General features: G+C 73.5%; 16 protein-coding genes and 1 pseudogene. 7 read left to right on the top strand and 10 right to left on the bottom strand.

Annotated features, from left to right (window positions below; genetic code table 11):
• Positions 1–7: 7 nt before the first annotated feature.
• The 4 genes from AC3ERT_RS06110 to AC3ERT_RS06095 form a co-directional block, all read right to left on the bottom strand.
• Complete coding sequence (locus tag AC3ERT_RS06110; protein ID WP_435126150.1) at positions 8–757, bottom strand: ABC transporter permease; 750 nt, start codon at positions 755–757, stop codon at positions 8–10.
• The gene (locus AC3ERT_RS06105; RefSeq protein WP_335977147.1) at positions 754–1,938 is read right to left on the bottom strand and encodes an ABC transporter ATP-binding protein; all 1,185 of its coding nucleotides are present in this window, start codon (positions 1,936–1,938) and stop codon (positions 754–756) included. The genes AC3ERT_RS06110 and AC3ERT_RS06105 overlap by 4 nt, the downstream gene beginning before the upstream one ends.
• A gap of 157 nt (positions 1,939–2,095) precedes the next feature.
• The gene (locus AC3ERT_RS06100) at positions 2,096–2,608 is read right to left on the bottom strand and encodes a hypothetical protein (protein ID WP_435173055.1); all 513 of its coding nucleotides are present in this window, start codon (positions 2,606–2,608) and stop codon (positions 2,096–2,098) included.
• A gap of 5 nt (positions 2,609–2,613) precedes the next feature.
• Positions 2,614–2,775 (bottom strand): hypothetical protein, encoded by a 162-nt coding sequence (locus AC3ERT_RS06095; RefSeq protein ID WP_435173054.1) that lies wholly within the window; start codon positions 2,773–2,775, stop codon positions 2,614–2,616.
• Positions 2,776–2,780: 5 nt separating this feature from the next.
• Here AC3ERT_RS06095 and AC3ERT_RS06090 point away from each other — a divergent pair.
• The 3 genes and pseudogenes from AC3ERT_RS06090 to AC3ERT_RS06080 form a co-directional block, all read left to right on the top strand.
• Positions 2,781–3,080, top strand: a pseudogene (locus tag AC3ERT_RS06090) (winged helix-turn-helix domain-containing protein); the annotation flags it as partial.
• Entirely contained in the window at positions 3,077–4,237 is a 1,161-nt protein-coding gene (locus AC3ERT_RS06085; RefSeq protein ID WP_435173052.1) for a sensor histidine kinase, read from the top strand. The pseudogene AC3ERT_RS06090 and the gene AC3ERT_RS06085, both read left to right, overlap by 4 nt.
• A 58-nt stretch (positions 4,238–4,295) precedes the next feature.
• Positions 4,296–5,012, top strand: a complete 717-nt coding sequence (locus AC3ERT_RS06080) for a type 1 glutamine amidotransferase (protein WP_335977160.1) — start codon at positions 4,296–4,298, stop codon at positions 5,010–5,012.
• A 487-nt stretch (positions 5,013–5,499) separates the two neighbouring features.
• On the opposite strand, the gene AC3ERT_RS06075 is transcribed toward AC3ERT_RS06080, so the two are convergent.
• Together AC3ERT_RS06075 and AC3ERT_RS06070 are read right to left on the bottom strand one after the other, a co-directional pair.
• A complete protein-coding gene (locus AC3ERT_RS06075; protein WP_435173051.1) occupies positions 5,500–5,901 on the bottom strand; it encodes a hypothetical protein in 402 nt (133 codons plus the stop codon).
• Positions 5,902–5,965: 64 nt separating this feature from the next.
• Positions 5,966–7,126: a Gfo/Idh/MocA family oxidoreductase gene (locus tag AC3ERT_RS06070; protein ID WP_435173049.1), complete on the bottom strand. Its 1,161-nt coding sequence runs from the start codon at positions 7,124–7,126 to the stop codon at positions 5,966–5,968.
• Between the two features lie 205 nt (positions 7,127–7,331).
• Here AC3ERT_RS06070 and AC3ERT_RS06065 point away from each other — a divergent pair, with 205 nt between their 5' ends.
• Together AC3ERT_RS06065 and AC3ERT_RS06060 are read left to right on the top strand one after the other, a co-directional pair.
• Positions 7,332–8,339, top strand: a complete 1,008-nt coding sequence (locus AC3ERT_RS06065) for a helix-turn-helix transcriptional regulator (RefSeq protein ID WP_435173047.1) — start codon at positions 7,332–7,334, stop codon at positions 8,337–8,339.
• A 149-nt stretch (positions 8,340–8,488) separates the two neighbouring features.
• On the top strand, positions 8,489–8,722 hold the full coding sequence (locus AC3ERT_RS06060; RefSeq protein ID WP_435173046.1) for a hypothetical protein: 234 nt from the start codon (positions 8,489–8,491) through the stop codon (positions 8,720–8,722).
• A 144-nt stretch (positions 8,723–8,866) separates the two neighbouring features.
• Here the strand turns inward: AC3ERT_RS06060 and AC3ERT_RS06055 are convergent, their stop codons facing one another.
• The gene (locus tag AC3ERT_RS06055; protein ID WP_435126130.1) at positions 8,867–9,235 is read right to left on the bottom strand and encodes a hypothetical protein; all 369 of its coding nucleotides are present in this window, start codon (positions 9,233–9,235) and stop codon (positions 8,867–8,869) included.
• 288 nt (positions 9,236–9,523) lie between these two features.
• Positions 9,524–10,192, bottom strand: coding sequence for a pentapeptide repeat-containing protein (locus tag AC3ERT_RS06050; RefSeq protein ID WP_435173045.1), 669 nt, complete (start codon positions 10,190–10,192; stop codon positions 9,524–9,526).
• Between the two features lie 106 nt (positions 10,193–10,298).
• Between AC3ERT_RS06050 and AC3ERT_RS06045 the strand changes: the two genes are divergently transcribed.
• Together AC3ERT_RS06045 and AC3ERT_RS06040 are read left to right on the top strand one after the other, a co-directional pair.
• Positions 10,299–11,750 carry an FtsW/RodA/SpoVE family cell cycle protein gene (locus AC3ERT_RS06045; RefSeq protein WP_435173043.1) on the top strand — a complete coding sequence of 484 codons (1,452 nt, stop codon included), beginning with the start codon at positions 10,299–10,301 and terminating at the stop codon, positions 11,748–11,750.
• Entirely contained in the window at positions 11,747–13,237 is a 1,491-nt protein-coding gene (locus tag AC3ERT_RS06040) for a penicillin-binding transpeptidase domain-containing protein (RefSeq protein ID WP_435173041.1), read from the top strand. Before AC3ERT_RS06045 ends, AC3ERT_RS06040 begins: the two co-directional genes overlap by 4 nt.
• On the opposite strand, the gene AC3ERT_RS06035 is transcribed toward AC3ERT_RS06040, so the two are convergent.
• Both AC3ERT_RS06035 and AC3ERT_RS06030 read right to left on the bottom strand, forming a co-directional pair.
• Positions 13,215–14,210: a polysaccharide deacetylase family protein gene (locus AC3ERT_RS06035; RefSeq protein WP_435126120.1), complete on the bottom strand. Its 996-nt coding sequence runs from the start codon at positions 14,208–14,210 to the stop codon at positions 13,215–13,217. The two genes, AC3ERT_RS06040 and AC3ERT_RS06035, sit on opposite strands and share 23 nt — an antisense overlap.
• A 221-nt stretch (positions 14,211–14,431) precedes the next feature.
• A complete protein-coding gene (locus AC3ERT_RS06030) occupies positions 14,432–15,541 on the bottom strand; it encodes a ferritin-like domain-containing protein (protein ID WP_435173039.1) in 1,110 nt (369 codons plus the stop codon).
• Positions 15,542–15,626: the final 85 nt, after the last annotated feature.

Raw genomic sequence — 15,626 nt, 5'->3', positions numbered from 1 at the left:
AAGATGTTCACTTGGCCGCGCCTTCCAGCTGGGCCGGGTGGTCGGACCGGGCCGGACCGTCGGACTCGACGGCCGCCGCCAGGCTCGCCCGCTTCGCCGCCTTGCGCCCGCGCGGCATCCACGGCGTGAGCAGCGTGCGCAGGCCGATGAGCAGCAGGTCCATGACGACGCCGAGCACCGCGATCGACACCACGGACGTGACCGCGAGGTTGGAGCGGTGGTAGGCGAGCGCGTCCCCGAGCAGGTTGCCGAGCCCGCCCTGGTTGCCGATGATCGTGCCGACGCTGACCAGGCTGATGCTGGAGACCGTCGCCACCCGCAGCCCGGCGAAGATCGCGGGCACCGCCATGGGCAGCTGCACCTGGAAGTAGCGCTGGAAGGAGTTGAAGCCCATCGCCTCGGCGGCGGCGAGCGTTTCCGGGGGCACCGATCTGACGCCGTCGACGATCGACGGCAGCAGGATCACCAGGCTGTAGACGGTCAGCGGGATGATCACCGTGGTCGCGCTGTCGCCGGTGTAGTCGATCAGGAAGACGAAGAACGCGATCGACGGGATGGCGTACAGGATCGTGGTGACCCACAGCACCGGCGGGTAGAGCCAGCGGAACCGCACGCACGCCTGGGCCAGCGGCAGCGACACCGCCAGTCCGATCGCGACCGGGATCAGCGACTCCTCCAGGTGGATGCCGATCAGTCCGGCGTAGGAGTGCTGGAGGTCGCTGGGGAGGTCGAAGAACCCGTTGCCGCCGCTGCTCATCGGGCGACCTGCACCGGGCCGGCGTCCTGCCCGCTCTTGTTCTGCTTGCCGCGCTTGCCGTGGTTCCCGCCGCGCTCGGCGTGCGCACTGCGGATCGCCGCGCCGATCGTCGCCTGCGAGGTGACGCCGACCACGCGCCCGTCGCCGTCCACGGCGACCGCCCAGCCGGTGGGCGAGAGCACCGCGCAGTCCAGCGCGTCCCGCAGCGACTCGCGGCCGAACTCGAACGGCCGCCCGTAGCTGATGAGTTGGTCGGCCGACAGGCTCTTCCCGCCGCCCGCGAGGTACTTCGGCTCGGCCCAGCCCAGCGGCTTGCCATCGGCGCCGGTGACCAGCAGGTAGGGCACCTCGGCGGCGGCCCGCTCCGCGATCTGCGCGGGCGTGGTGTCGACCGAGACCACGGGCGCGGTGGTGAGCTCCAGGCCCGCGGAGGTGAAGAACGACAGCCGCCGCACCCCGCGGTCGGTGCCGAGGAAGTCCTCGACGAAGTCGTCGGCCGGGCGGGACAGCAGCTCGTCCGGCGGCGCGAACTGCGCCAGCCGGCCGCCGGTCCGCAGCACCGCGATCATGTCGCCGAGCCGGATCGCCTCGTCGATGTCATGCGTGACGAAGACGATGGTCTTGCCCAACTCCTCCTGGATACGCAGGAGTTCGGCTTGAAGTACCTTGCGGACGATCGGGTCGACGGCGGAGAACGGCTCGTCCATCAGCAGCACCGGCGGGTCCGCGGCGAGCGCCCGGGCCACCCCGACGCGCTGCTGCTGGCCGCCGGAGAGCTGGTAGGGATAGCGCTTGGCGAGCGAGGAGTCCAGGCCGACCCGCTCCATCAGCTCCGACGCGCGGCTGCGGGCCCGGTTCTTGTCCCAGCCGAGCATGCGCGGGACGGTGGCGATGTTGTCCAGGATCGTACGGTGCTGGAAGAGGCCCGCGTTCTGGATGACGTAGCCCATCGACCGGCGCAGCGCGTTGACCGGCTGCTGGTGGATGTCGGCGCCGTCGATCAGGATGCGCCCCGAACTCGGCTCCACCATGCGGTTGATCATCCGCATGGTGGTGGTCTTGCCGCAGCCCGAGGGGCCGACCAGCACGGTGATGGCGTTGTCCGGTATCTCCAACGACAGGTTGTCGACCGCGGTGGTGCCGTCGGGATACCGCTTGGTTATCGACTCGATCTGTATCAAAAGTCCGTGTCCCCTCCGGGATTGGCATCGCTGCGGCCTGCTCCCGGGCACGCGCGCACAGCCGTCGCGGGCAGAGTCTAGACCGGCAGTATGACAACAGTTTGAATCCGGCCAGGACGGCCGGTCTTATGCCCCGGTACGTACCGCGGACCCTACGTCACACGTCCCGGGCGCGCAGCGCCCACACCCCGGCGAGCAGCGCGCCCGCCGCCCATCCCGCCGCCACCGCGAGCCCGGCCCACGGCCCGATCGGCAGCGCCCGCACCGCGTCCGGCACGGTGGTCCGCACCCCCAGCCCCGCACTGGTCGGCCCGACCCGCACCAACCGCCGCTGCCACACCGGGTCGTCCACCAGCGCCGCCGCCACCGGGAAGAGGTACAGCAGCGCGAGGACGCAGCCGACCGACGCGCCCGGGTCCCGTACGACCGCGGCCGTACCGAGCGCGAGCACCGCGGCCACCGCCAGCCCGAGGTGCACCCCGGTCAGCGCGGTTTTGGCCGCGTCCGTCCCGGGGCGGCCGTCCACCGACCCGGCGGCCAGCGCACCGACCGCGACGGTCAGCACCACGAGCGCGCCGAGCAGCGGCCACGTGGCGGGGGACGTGCGTGCCTTGGTCCACTCCGTGCGGACCGCGTCCCGCAGCGCCCCGCACCGGAGGCGCCCGTCCACGGCGTTCACCCGTCCCTCCGGCGCAGCAGCGCGTACGCGGCGGTGAGCACGGCCGCGGTCCAGCCGAGGAGGACCGCCAGCCCCGCCCACGGCGCCAGCGGGTAGTAGCCCTCCGACGCCGTGTAGAGGCCCGCGACCTGCCGGTAGCGGACCAGCGTCTGCTGCACGGCGAACGCGGCCGCCGGTGCTCACCGCCGGCGGAGTGCGGTTGGACCCCGCCCGGCGGACCGCCTTCCGCGCCGGGCGCCGACTCGACCTGAGCCCGAAGGAGTTCGCGCTGCTGGAGTGCCTGCTCGGGGCGCGCGGCGCGGCCGTCTCCGCGGAAGAGCTGCTGGACCGGGTGTGGGACGAGGCCGCCGACCCGTTCACGACCACCGTGAAGACCACCGTGCGGCGGCTGCGGCTGAAGTTGGGCGAGCCGCCGCTGATCGAGACCGTCCGCGAGGGCGGCTACCGGATCGAGGAGTCGTGACGGCGGTGCGGGCGGTCCGGCCGCTGCCGTGGCCCCGTACGGTGCGGATGCGGCTCGCCGTGCTCTACGGCGGCCTCTTCCTGCTCTCCGGTACGGTCCTGCTCGCCATCCCCAACCTGTTCGTGGGGTCGACCTCGACCATCCGCGCGCCCGGCACCGCGGCAGCGGGCCCGCACCCGCCCGGGTACGGCCCCTCGCTGGCGGAGACCCAGCACGGCCGCGACATGCGGCAGTACGTCACCGGGTCCGCGGTCGCGCTGGTGGCGCTGGTGGCCCTGTCGGTGGCGCTGGGCTGGCTGCTGTCCGGGCGGCTGCTCCGGCCGCTGCGGACGATCACCGCGGCCGCCGGGGAGATGTCCGCGGCCGGCCTCGGGCGGCGGCTGGCGATCCGCAGCTCGGGCGACGAGTTCACACAGCTCGGGCAGACCCTGGACGACCTGTTCGCCCGGCTGGAGGCGTCCTTCCAGGCCCAGCGGCACTTCGTGGCAAACGCCTCGCACGAGCTGCGCACACCACTCGCGGCCGAACGCACCCTGCTCCAGGTCGCGTTGGCCGATCCCGGCGCCGACGCGGCGGCGCTGCGGGAGGCGTGCGAGCAGGCGCTGCTGCTCGGGGCGCGGCAGGCCCGGCTGATGGAGGCGCTGTTCGCGCTCGCCACCGGGGAGCGCGGGGTGCGGCAGTGGGAGGACGTCGACCTCGCGGAGGTCGCGGCGGAGGTGCTGGCCCGCCACGGCGAGGAGGCTGCCGGCCTGGACGTCGAGGTGGCGGCCGACCTCGGCCCGGCCCTCGTACGCGGCGACCGGGGCCTGGCCGACCTCCTGCTGGACAACCTCGTGGGCAACGCGCTGCGCCACAACCGCCCCGGCGGCCACGTCCGCGTCCGCACCTGCGGCTCCCCCGGCGGCGGAGGACACCTCGAGGTCGCCAACTCCGGGACGGTCGTGCCGCCGGAGGAGGTCGACCGCCTCTTCGAGCCCTTCCAGCGGCTGGGCACCGCGCGCACCGGCGGGCCCCAGCACGGCCACGGACTGGGCCTGGCCATCGTCCGCGCCGCCACCACCGCCCACGGCGCGGCCCTCACCCTCACCCCGCACCCCGGCGGCGGCCTCACCGTACGCGTCGACTTCCCGCCCGGCCCGGCTGCGAAGGCGCGGTGAGGATGGGCTTGGATGGGGGGAACGGACGGCGAACGGCAGTGGAAGGGCAGGTCACGGCATGACGGTGACGGCACTGGTGGTGCAGAACACCCCGACCGGCGGGCCGGGGCGGTGGGAGCGGTGGCTGTACGAGGGCGGGCTGACACTGGAGGTCGTGCACGGCTACGCGGGCGACCCGCTGCCGGAGCGGCTGCGGCCGCGCTACCAGGCGCTGGTGGTCCTCGGCGGCGGCTACCTCCCGGACGACGACGCCCGCGCGCCCTGGCTCGCGCGCACCCGTGAACTGGCGGGCGAGGCCCTGGAGTTCGGCCTTCCGGTGTTCGGGATCTGCCTGGGCGGCCAGTTGCTCGCCCAGGTGGGCGGGGGCGCGGTGCGCGGCGAGCACGGCCGGCCCGAGGTCGGCGACGTAGAACTGACGTTGCGTCAGGAAGCGGCGGACGACCCGCTGTTCACGGGCTTGCCGAGCCGCCCGCACGCCATCGAGAACCACGTGGACGCCATCACCGCCCTGCCCCCGGGCGCCACCTGGCTCGCCTCCACCGAGGGCTGCCCCTACCAGGCGTTCCGGCTCGGCGGCAGCGCGTGGGGCGTCCAGTTCCACCCCGAGGCGGCCGCCGACCGCATCGCCCACTGGGACCCCGACCGCCTGGCCCGCCTCGGCGCCGACCGCGACACCCTGCACCGCGACGCCCTGGCCGCCGACGCCGCCGCGGCGGCCGTCTGGCAGAAGGTGGCCCTGCGCTTCGCCCACCACGCGGCCACCACCGCGGCGTGACGCCGCTGGGCATCCCCCCGGGTGTCCGGCCGGGCATTCCCGGGCGACCCCCGGGGCGGCGCGGCGGAGGTTTTTAGCCAGAATGAAACGCAACGACTGTCCGATTCACTCCTGTTGACGGGGGCGGGCGGTGAAGTCCAGGATTGTGCCGAACGTCGATCGACACGCGCGGCCGGCACCCGACCAGGGCCGCGGCCCGAAAGACCGGCCGGGCCGGCGGCTCCCCCCGTGGTTGCCGGCCCGGCTGCCGTCCGTTCCGGTGCCCGACGTGAAATCGCCACGCCGAAAACCGCGTGCTTCGCCACACCATCCGCCGAAGGCGCGTAACGTAGGACCTGCGTGGCGGCCCCCATCCCCCCCCGGGGCCGTCACTGCACTCGTTCGGCGGCTCCGGGTGAACCCGGAGCCGCCGTTTTTTCGTGCGGGAGGTGCCGTACGGCCGGTGCGGTCCCGTGCGGCGCGTACGGTCAGTGGCGACCAGTGGCGGTCAGTGGCCGAACAGGTGCCGGCCGTGGCGGCGGGACCCGGTGTGCGCGGGACTCACCCGCTGCGCGCCCGCCCCGGCCGCGGCCGCCTCCTCGTTCTCCCGCCGCGCGACCAGCGCGTCCCGCTCGCGGTCGGCGGCGGCCGCGTCGTGCCGCAGCGCCCGGTACCGGCGCGACCTGCGCCGGTACAGCGCGCCCCCGCCCATCGCCATCAGGCAGCCGAGCCCGAAGATCAGGGCGAGGGCGAGCCCGGCGCAGAAGAGCGCGAGGCCGTTCATGGTCGCGATGTGGTGGCCGAGCACGGTCACGTCGTAGTGCGGGCCGCCGCCGAGGTTGTCGGCGATGGCGAGCCCGACGAACGCGGCCGTACAGGCGAGGAGCAGCAGTCCCAGCAGGATCAGCATCTGCGGTCACCTCCGAAGAACGGGGACCCCCCTCTGCTGACCGGCTACCCCCGTCCGCCGGAGGTCACGCCAATCGCAGGGCCGCCTCGCGCACCGCGCGCGTGTCCGTGCGCACATCCGCCAGCCCCGGCAGCGCCTCCCCCGCCGCGCCCCGCGACCCGGGCTCCCCTCGCAGCTGCCGCGCCCAGGCCAGCAGCTGGCGCCGGAACCCGGTCTGCCCCGGCTCGGCGGTGTACACGCGCCGCTCGGCCGGCCCGCCCGCCGGGTCCCAGCTCTGCACGGTCAGCGTGGCTGCCTCGTCCCGCGCGTACGGCGAGGGCAGCGTGAGAGTGGCCACACCGTCCGACGCGGTGAACTCCAGCACCTCCCGGTAGCGGCGGTGCGCGGGCAGCCGCTGGTGGGTCATGTCGACCAGCAGCCCGTCGTCGGGCCGCCACCGGCAGCTCACCCCGGCGCCCTGGGCCCACCCGTCGGCGTGCAGCAGCCGCCCGGCCAGCTTCCGGCCGCTGCCGGCCAGCACCGCGTGCACCAGGTTGACCTGGTGGATCAGCGAACCGCCGAGCCCGCGGGCGTACGCCTCCCGCTGCGCCTGAGAGGCAGCCGGCCCGAGCGCGCGGGCCAGCGCCTCCCGGGCCGGCGGCGGCTGCGGGCCGAAGGGCGGCGGGTCGTACGGCAGCAGGTGTGCGACCTGGTGCGGCGCGTTCGGGTCGTGGATGTCCACGGTCAGGCGGCGGGCCCGGTCGAGCCGGGCCCGGCAGTGGTCGAGGAAGAGCCGCACCACCGGGTCGTGCCGCTTCATGTACCCGGCGGTGACCGGCAGGCCGGTGCGGCGCTCGGCCGCGGCCAGCTCCTCGATCTCCGCGGGGTCGAGGGTGACGGGTTTCTCACAGAGCACCGGCAGGCCGGCGGCCAGGCACTCCAGGACGACGTCGCGGTGCGTCCACCACGGGGTGCAGACCAGCGCGGCCCGGGCGCCCGCGCGGGCGGCCGCGGTGACCGATGCGTACCGGTCCACCGCGCCGAGGCCCACCCGGTGCAGGGCGGCGATGTGGGCGGGGTCCGGCTCGACCACGGCGGCGAGGTGCAGCTCGTCCGGGAGGTCGCGCAGTTCCCGCAGGTGGGCGGCGTGCGCCACCTTCCCGGCGCCCACCAGCACCACGGGCACCGGGCCCCCGCCCGCCCGCTCCCCGCCGATTCCTGCCCGTTGTGCGGGCCATCCGTTCATTCCGCGATCCTCCCGAAGCTGGCGCCGGACGCGGCCGTGATCGATTATGGGACGGTCCGGATCGGTCCGGAAAACGGAACCGTCGAAACCCTGTGCGGCAGGCAGGCGACGCGACCGTTGATAAAGTCGCCCTGTGGCGGCGCACCGGGGATACGGCCCGCCCCAGGACAGCCACGCAGGGTTGCAGTGAGGGTGAGGGGGAGACATGGCCAGTTCGGCAAGGGGCAGCGGCCCGGACCCGGGCGCCACCGCATTCGCCCTCTACCAATGGCTCCTGGGCAACGGCTCCGCCGAGCCGACCGAGATCGCCACCCAACTCGACCTGTCCGCGCAGGACGCCGAGGCCGGCTGGCAGGAACTGCGCTCGCTAGGCCTGGTCCGGCAGAGCTGGCACCCCGGCAAGGTCGACAGCGTGGAGCCGGACACCGCCCTGATCAGGCTGCTCAACCGGCAACGTGACACGCTGCGCGCGCAGAGCGAGGAGCTCGCGTCGATCGTGCAGGCCGCGGACACCCTCATCGAGCGCTACCGCCCGGTGGTGTCCCACGAACCGGCCGAGGTCGAGGTGGAAATCCTCACCGGCCACGCCCGCAGGCGCGAGTTCGTCAGGGACTTCGATGCCACTGTGACGGAAGTCGTCTCGTCAATGCACCCGGGTCCGCTTCCGCCCCCCGAATACCTGGAGAACTCCCTCAACTCCGACCGGGCCTTTATCGAGAAGAACATCCGGGTCCGCGCCCTTTACGGCCAGAGCGTGAATTCGGGCCCACGGCAACGCAAATACCTGACGGACCTGGCGGCGGCGGGCGCGGAAGTCCGGCTCATTCCGGCGGTCCCCTTCGACCTTCTGGTCGCGGACGAGCACACCGCGCTCACCAGGGCCGACCCCTCCGACCCCAATGGTCCGGCCGTGGTCATCCGCGGCCCGGTGCTGGTCCGCTCCTACCTGGCCATGTACGAAGACTGCTGGCTGCGATCGGTCCCCTACGCTACGAAGGCCACCGTCGGCGACGACCCGGGACGCGAGCTGACCGAGCAGCACCGCACCACCCTGCGCCTCCTCGCCAACGGGCTCACCGACGAGCGCATCGCCCGTAAACTAGGGGTATCTCTGCGCACGGTGAGCCGCCTGGTATCCGAAGTGATGCGGTACCTTGAGGCGGAAAGCAGGTTTCAGGCGGGCGTACTTGCCGCGACCAACGACCTGATCTGATGTGCGCGATTGCGCCATGGCGCGACTCCGCACGACCGGAATGTGGCGTTCCTGTGTTATCAGTTGGCAGCATTGGTATTGCTGTGCATTCTGCGTGCCCCCCGAACGCATGCGGCTCACTACCAGCCGTTGTCAGCTAAGGAAAACCCATGTCGTGTAAATGGCTCACCACCCACGCACCTTCGGTGGCTGCGTTGACGCTCGCTCTCACTCTCGGGGGCGTGGGTGCCGCGGCCGCCACCAGCACCGACGCGTGCCCGTCGCCCGCCCAGACGTCGAACTCGTCGACCCATGTGACGCGCCTCGCGTACGACACGGGCAGCGACGCCGACTCCGGCACCACCCACACGGTGTCGCCGGCAACGTGGTACCCGCCGGCCTGAGCACCGGCAGCGTGCGATTCGCGCTGTACGGCCCGAGATGATTCACGGGCCGTACAGCGCTTCCTGCGTGTGGGGGGCCGTTGTGTGTGGGGGGAACGGCTTCGCAGGAAGTTCGGGGTGGGTGGGGTGACAGGTAGTGGGGGGTCAGGCCGCGCGGCCGGTGGAGGTGGGGGTCGCGGAGAAGGTGGGGGTTCGCAGGGCCCGCAGCGCCTGCCGGAGCACCGCGTCGATGTCCGCGGCGGCGTCCTCGGCGGCCGGATGTACGGCCAGCCAGCCGAGATGCCTCCGGAGGAAGGCCGCGAGGGCCGGCACCGTCCGCAGGGGGAGACGGACGGTGCGGCCCTCGACCATCAGATCGGCCCAGGAGGCAAGAGTGCCTCGTACAGCGGCGCGCGCCTCGACAGCCGGCCCGTTCAGGGGGATGCCGGGCCGGGCAGTGCCGGTCTCACGATCGCCGGAGTCCGGCGCCGCTACGAGGGGTGCCTCCAACTCGCCGTATACCCGGGGAAGCAAGGCGAGTTGCCGATCCAGCCGCTCCTGGCAAGGCTCACACAGGGCCGGGTCCGTCTCGACACACAGATGGTGTGCGCTCCGGAACTCGGTCTCCTGCACTGAGTCGTTCCTTCCTCGCCGGGGGCGGTAAGAAGAGAGAACCAGGAACCGGGTGATCCGGACAATGCCCACCGACCGGCCGGAATCCGCAATGGCGCGTTCGCGCAGCAGAACCGCGGTCAGCCCTGTGACCTGGGGCGTCGGAACGCGAGCCATGTGGCGTGCGGGGCAGGCACGTTCGCGCAATCCTCAGCGGTCCCGCACCGTGATGCCGAGGGTCTGCGCCAGCGCGGGAGCGAGGTCCAGCAGCTGGTGCGAACCGATCACCGCGCCGCGCAGGCTGTCGTACCCGTCGGCGAGGTCGATGGCGACCGCGCCGCGCAGGTCGGCGCGCTTCAGCTCCGCCCGGCCCAGCCGGACCTGCTCCAGCCGGCTGCCGGGGAAGGCCGCGCCCGTCAGCCGGGCGCCGCCGAGGTCGACGTCCCGCAGCACGCAGTCCTCGAAGACCACGTCGTCCAGCCGCGCGGCGCGCAGGTTGACCGAGTCGAGCTTGCAGCGGCGGAAGACCACCCGGCGCAGCACCGCGCCGAACGCCTCGACCCCGGCGAGCGAGCAGCCGACGAGCGCCGAGTCCAGCCAGGTGCTCTCGGCGAGCGAGACGCCGGTGAAGCGGGTGCCGGACGCCCACAGGTCGTTCATCCGGGCGCCGCGCAGGTCGGTGCCGTCGAAGGAGCAGTCGGTGACGGCCGATTCGAGGAAGCGGGACCCGGCGGCGCGGCCGCCCGGCGGGACGTCGAGCCGGTCCAGGTGCACGGTGTCGTAGTCGCCCTCGACCTCCAACGGGCCGGTGTGCGGGCGCAGCAGGTGCGCGTAGGGCAGGTCGGCGAGGTCGTCCGGGGCGTGGGGCACGGCGGTCATACCGATCACCCTAGGCCGGGGCACCGACAGAGCCGGCCGTGGCGAACACCAGCACGCAAGGCGACTTAACGGACATACCGGTCGGCGGTTGCTAGCGTGACCGCCCATGAGCGCAACGTCGGCGACCGCTCCTCCCCCGCCCACCCCGCCCCACCCGGCCGCCCAGACCGGCGCGGCGCGGCCCCGCCCGGCCGCCCGCCGCGGTGTGGAGCTGTGCCTGCTGGTGGCCGCGGTGGCCATCTCGGTCTGCGGCTACGCGGACGTGGGGCTGGCCCGCAGCGGCGCGGCGCCCAAGGACGCGCTGTCGTACGGCGCCGGGCTCGGCGGGCTGGCGCTGCTGGCGCACCTCGCGGTGCGCGCCCGGGCCCGGTACGCCGACCCGCTGCTGCTGCCGGTCGCGGTGCTGCTCAACGGTGTGGGGCTGGTGCTGGTCCACCGGCTGGACCTGGAGCCGGTGCTCGGCCCGCGGGCGGCGCCGGCCCAACTGGTGTGGTCCGCGTGCGGGGTGGGCCTGTTCGCGGTGGCGGTGCTGCTGCTGCGCGACCACCGGGTGCTGGCGCGGTACACCTATGTGAGCGTGACCGCGGCGCTGGTGCTGCTGGCCGCGCCGATCGCCTTCCCGGCGGTGAACGGGGCCCGGATCTGGATCAGGGTGGCCGGGTTCTCCATCCAACCGGGCGAGTTCGCGAAAGTGCTGCTGGCGGTCTTCTTCGCCGGCTACCTGGCGGCGAACCGCGCGGCGCTGGCGTACGCGGGCCGCCCGCTGCCGCTGGCGGGGCGGCTGAAGGGGCTGCGGCGGCTCCAGTTGCCGACCGGGCGGGTGCTGGGGCCGGTGATCGCGGTGTGGCTGGCGAGCGTGGGCGTGCTGGTGCTGGAGCGCGACCTCGGCACGTCGCTGCTGTTCTTCGGGCTGTTCGTGGTGATGCTCTACGTGGCGACCGGGCGGGTCGGGTGGACCGCGGCGGGGCTGGCGCTGGCGGCGGGCGGCGCGGTGGCGGTGGGCGCGACCGAACCGCATGTACACGCGCGGGTGCGGGACTGGCTGCATCCGTTCGCGTCGATCGGCGCCGGGCAGGGGCCCGGCCAGCTCGCCCAGTCGCTCTTCGCCTTCGGCGACGGCGGAGCGCTGGGCACCGGGCTCGGCCGGGGCTCGTCCTACCTGGTGGGCTTCGCCGCGAAGTCGGACTTCGTGCTGGCCACCGTGGGCGAGGAGTTGGGGCTCGCCGGGCTGTGCGCGCTGCTGGCGCTGTACGCGCTGCTGGTGGCGCGGGGCTTCGCGGCGGCTCTGGCCACCCGGGACCCGTTCGGGCGGCTGCTGGCGGCGGGGCTGGCGTCGATCGTGGCGCTCCAGGTGTTCGTGGTCACCGGCGGGGTGACGGACCTGATCCCGCTGACCGGCATGGCGATGCCGTTCCTGGCGCAGGGCGGCTCGTCGGTGGTGGCGAACTGGCTGGTCGTGGCGCTGCTGGTGCGGATCAGCGACCGGGCCCGCCGCCCGGACCCGCAAGGACCGGCCCCGGAACGCCGACGCCCGCAACTGCCCGGGAACCCGGCGTGAACCGCTGCGTACGGCACGCCGCCGTCTTCTGCCTCCTGCTGCTGCTCGCCCTGCTCGCCAACGCCACCCGCGTGCAGCTCGTGGCGGCCGGCGGCTACGCGGCGAACCCCGCCAACCGGCGCGCGGACATCGCCCGCTACGCCCAGCCGCGCGGCGACATCCTCGTCGGCGGCCGCGCCGTCACCGGATCGCGGCCGGCCGGCGGCCCGTTGAGGTACGTCCGCAGCTACGCCGACGGCCCGCTGTACGCGCCGGTGACCGGCTTCTCCTCGCAGACCTACGGCGCCACCCTGCTGGAGGGCACCGAGGACAGCCTGCTCGACGGCACGTCGGGCGCGCTGGACGACCAGCCGCTGTGGCGCGAGATCACCCGGGCCCGGCAGCGCGGCGGCGACGTCCACACCACGATCGAGCCGGCCGCGCAGCAGGCCGCGTACGACGGGCTGGCCGGGCGCAGGGGCGCGGTGGCCGCGCTCGACCCGGCCACCGGGCGCATCCTCGCGCTGGTCTCCTCGCCGTCCTACGACCCGGGGCTGCTGTCGGGTGCGGGCGCGTCGGTGACGGCGGCCTGGAAGCGGCTGAACGCCGACCCGCAGCAGCCGATGCTGGACCGGGCGATCCGCCAGACATACCCGCCGGGTTCGACGTTCAAGGTGGTCACGGCGGCCGCCGCGCTGGCCGCGGGCGAGGTCACCGATCTGCGGGCGCCGACGAACTCGCCGGACCCGTATCGGCTGCCGGGCACGGACGTGGCGCTGACCAACGAGGGCGCGGGCTGCCGCGACGCCAGCGTCTACGACGCCTTCCGCTACTCCTGCAACACGGTGTTCGCCAAGCTCGGCGCCGACCTGGGCGCGGCGGACGTGGTGGCGCAGGCGGAGCTGTTCGGCTTCAACGACAGCCGGTTGCGCATCCCGCCGAGCGTCGCGAAGAGCAACGTGGACACCGTCATGAGCCCGGACCAGGTGGCCCTGTCCTCGATCGGGCAGTACGACACCACCGCGACGCCGCTCCAGATGGCCATGGTGGCCGCGGCGGTCGGCAACGGCGGGCGACTGATGGCGCCGTACCTGGTGGACCGGGTGACCAACCACGCCGGGAGCACCGTCTCGCAGGCCCGGCCGCACCTGCTGCACCAGGCGGTGGACGCGCGGACGGCCGCGGCGCTCCAGGAGCTGATGGAGGGGGTGGTCACCGAGGGCACCGGGACCAGCGCGGCGCTCCCGGGCGCGGTGGTCGGGGGGAAGACCGGCACCGCGCAGCACGGCCTGGCCAACACCGGTACGCCGTACGCCTGGTTCCTGTCCTACGCCAAGCCGCCCGGCGGGACCCGGGCGGCGGTGGCGGTCGCGGTGGTGGTGGAGGACGCCGACGCGGTGCGCGCGGACATCTCCGGGGGCGGGAACGCGGCGCCGATCGCCCGCGCGGTGATGGCGGCGGTGCTGCGGCAGCCCGCGGCCGGGCTCAACCGACCTGCGGGAAGCTGAACGCGTAGCCCTGCTGCTGGAGCCAGGTCAGGGTCTGGTCGAGCGCGGCGACGGTCTGCGAGCGGTCGCCGCCGCCGTCGTGGAAGAGGATGGTCGGGCCGTTGCCGATCTCGTACTTGACGGTGTTGACGATGGTGGACACGCCCTTGCGCTGGTAGTCCTCGGTGTCGACGTTCCAGCCGAGCGGGCGCATGCCGTGCTGGGCGGCGAAGGCGCGGCTGGCCGGGGTGAAGGCGCCGCCGGGCGCGCGGTAGTAGTACACCCGGGCGCCGCCGGACGCGGTCTCGATCATCTGCTGCGCGTCCCGGATCTCGGACTGCTGGTAGGCGACGGACTTCTTGTCCATGCCCTCGTCGTGGTGGACGGTGTGGTCGCACAGCCGGTGGCCGGCGGCGACGACCTCGCGGACCAGGGACGGGTTGTCGCGGGCCTGCGGGCCGATCATGCAGAAGGTGGCGTGCACGCCGTGCTGCTTGAGCACCGCCAGCACCTTCGGGGTCCAGACCGGGTCCGGGCCGTCGTCGATGGTGATGTTGACGGCTTTGCCGGACGCCTCGGCGGCGTGCACGATCGAGTCGGGGACGACCGGGTACTGCTGGTTCGTGCCCTTGCCGCCGGACTTCCCGTCGCCGGTGCCGCCGGTGCCGCCGCTGCCGGGCTGTGCGGAGTGGTTGGTGCCGGTCGGGCCGGAGGCGGCGGAGGCGGAGTGGCCGGAGCCGGGCGAGACGACCGCGGTGACCACCGCGGCGAGGACGACGACGGCCACGGCGACGGCGATCGCGACGAACCGCGGGGTGGACCGGCGCGGCCGCTGCGGCCCGCTGCTGTTCCAGCCCGGTCCGCCGAACCCGGCCGACCCGTACCCGGCCGATCCGTGCTCGGCCGGCCCGTACTCCGCCGGTCCGAACTCGCCCGGCCCGGTGAACTCGCCCGGCCCGTACGGCTGCTCCGGTATCTGCCCCGGTTCCGTCATGTGCTTCCCCGCCCGCTTTCCGTCTCGCTCGGCTCCTTGCGGCGGCAGGTCTCCCCGTCCGCGTTCGGTCGGATAGATGCCACCGCCCGAGCCGCGGTTCCGCGCCTGGTCAGCGGTACCGGCACCGTTACAGAATCCGGACGGCGCCGCCGTGCGAGGCGGCGCACCGGTGCCCCGGGCGCGAGACCCCGGGGCCCACGGTACGGGAGGGACCGGCGGCGTCAGGAACCGTCGGCGCCCCGGGCCACCGCCTCGGTCACCTCGGCGACGCGGGCGGCCTCCTCGGCCGCGAACCGCTCGGCGTCCAGGCGTTCGGCGATCTCCTCGTCCTGGGTCATCAGCAGGTCCAGGTTGGAGTCGCCCAGGTCGAACACGCCCAGGTCCAGGTACGCCTTCTGGAGCCGCGGCCCCCACAGCCCGATGTCCTTCACGCACGGCACGATCCGGCTGAAAAGCAGCTTGCGGAACAGGTGCAGGAACTCCGACTCCTCGGTCAGCGCGACCGCCTCGGCCGGCGGGATGCCGAAGTTCGCCAGCACCTCGGTGCCGCGCAGCCGGTCCCGCATCAGGTAGCAGCCCTCGATCACGAACTCCTCGCGCTCGCGCAGTTCGGCGTCCGACAGCTGCTTGTAGTAGTCGCGCAGCGCCATCCGCCCGAACGCGACGTGCCGCGCCTCGTCCTGCATCACGTACGCGAGGATCTGCTTCGGCAGCGGCTTGTCGGTGGTGTCGCGGATCATGCCGAACGCGGCCAGCGCCAGGCCCTCGATGAGCACCTGCATGCCCAGGTAGGGCATGTCCCAGCGGGAGTCGCGCAGGGTGTCGCCGAGCAGCGCCTGGAGGTTGTCGTTGATCGGGTACAGCATCCCGATCTTCTCGTGCAGGAACCGGCCGTAGATCTCGGCGTGCCGGGCCTCGTCCATGGTCTGGGTGGCCGAGTAGAACTTCGCGTCCAGGTCGGGCACCGACTCCACGATGCGGGCCGCGCAGACCATCGCGCCCTGCTCGCCGTGGAGGAACTGGCTGAACTGCCAGGAGGTGTAGTGCTGGCGCAGCAGCCCGCGTTCGCCCGCGCTCATCGCGTCCCAGTAGCGGGTGCCGTACAGGGTCATCGCCTCGTCGGGGGTGCCGAGCGGGTCGTACGGGTCGACCTCCAGGTCCCAGTCGATGCGGCGCACCGCGTCCCACTGCTTGTCCTTGCCCTTCTGGTAGAGGGCGAGCAGGCGGTCGCGGCCGTCGTCGTACTCCCACGAGAAGCGGGCGGCGCCGTGGGCGGGGACCTGCCAGGTCCACTCGGTGGGGGGCTGCGGGTAGAGACCTTCCGTCGACATCGACACACTCCGATCGGGCGGCTGCGGATGTTCTGCGGGCGCGCTGTGGGGGTTCTGCACGGGCGCTGTGGGCGTCGTCACCGTT

The sequence above is a fragment of the Actinacidiphila sp. bgisy145 genome (assembly GCF_057708125.1).
Note: the sequence above shows the minus strand (reverse complement) of the source record. Positions and strands in the feature narration are given on the sequence as shown.

Coding starts and splice junctions, on each gene's coding strand:
- AC3ERT_RS06110 (WP_435126150.1), bottom strand. CDS start 757: ATGAGCAGCGGCGGCAACGGGTTCTTCGACCTCCCCAGCGACCTCCAG.
- AC3ERT_RS06080 (WP_335977160.1), top strand. CDS start 4,296: ATGACGGTGACGGCACTGGTGGTGCAGAACACCCCGACCGGCGGGCCG.
- AC3ERT_RS06075 (WP_435173051.1), bottom strand. CDS start 5,901: ATGCTGATCCTGCTGGGACTGCTGCTCCTCGCCTGTACGGCCGCGTTC.
- AC3ERT_RS06070 (WP_435173049.1), bottom strand. CDS start 7,126: ATGAACGGATGGCCCGCACAACGGGCAGGAATCGGCGGGGAGCGGGCG.
- AC3ERT_RS06065 (WP_435173047.1), top strand. CDS start 7,332: ATGGCCAGTTCGGCAAGGGGCAGCGGCCCGGACCCGGGCGCCACCGCA.
- AC3ERT_RS06060 (WP_435173046.1), top strand. CDS start 8,489: ATGTCGTGTAAATGGCTCACCACCCACGCACCTTCGGTGGCTGCGTTG.
- AC3ERT_RS06050 (WP_435173045.1), bottom strand. CDS start 10,192: ATGACCGCCGTGCCCCACGCCCCGGACGACCTCGCCGACCTGCCCTAC.
- AC3ERT_RS06045 (WP_435173043.1), top strand. CDS start 10,299: ATGAGCGCAACGTCGGCGACCGCTCCTCCCCCGCCCACCCCGCCCCAC.
- AC3ERT_RS06035 (WP_435126120.1), bottom strand. CDS start 14,210: ATGACGGAACCGGGGCAGATACCGGAGCAGCCGTACGGGCCGGGCGAG.
- AC3ERT_RS06030 (WP_435173039.1), bottom strand. CDS start 15,541: ATGTCGACGGAAGGTCTCTACCCGCAGCCCCCCACCGAGTGGACCTGG.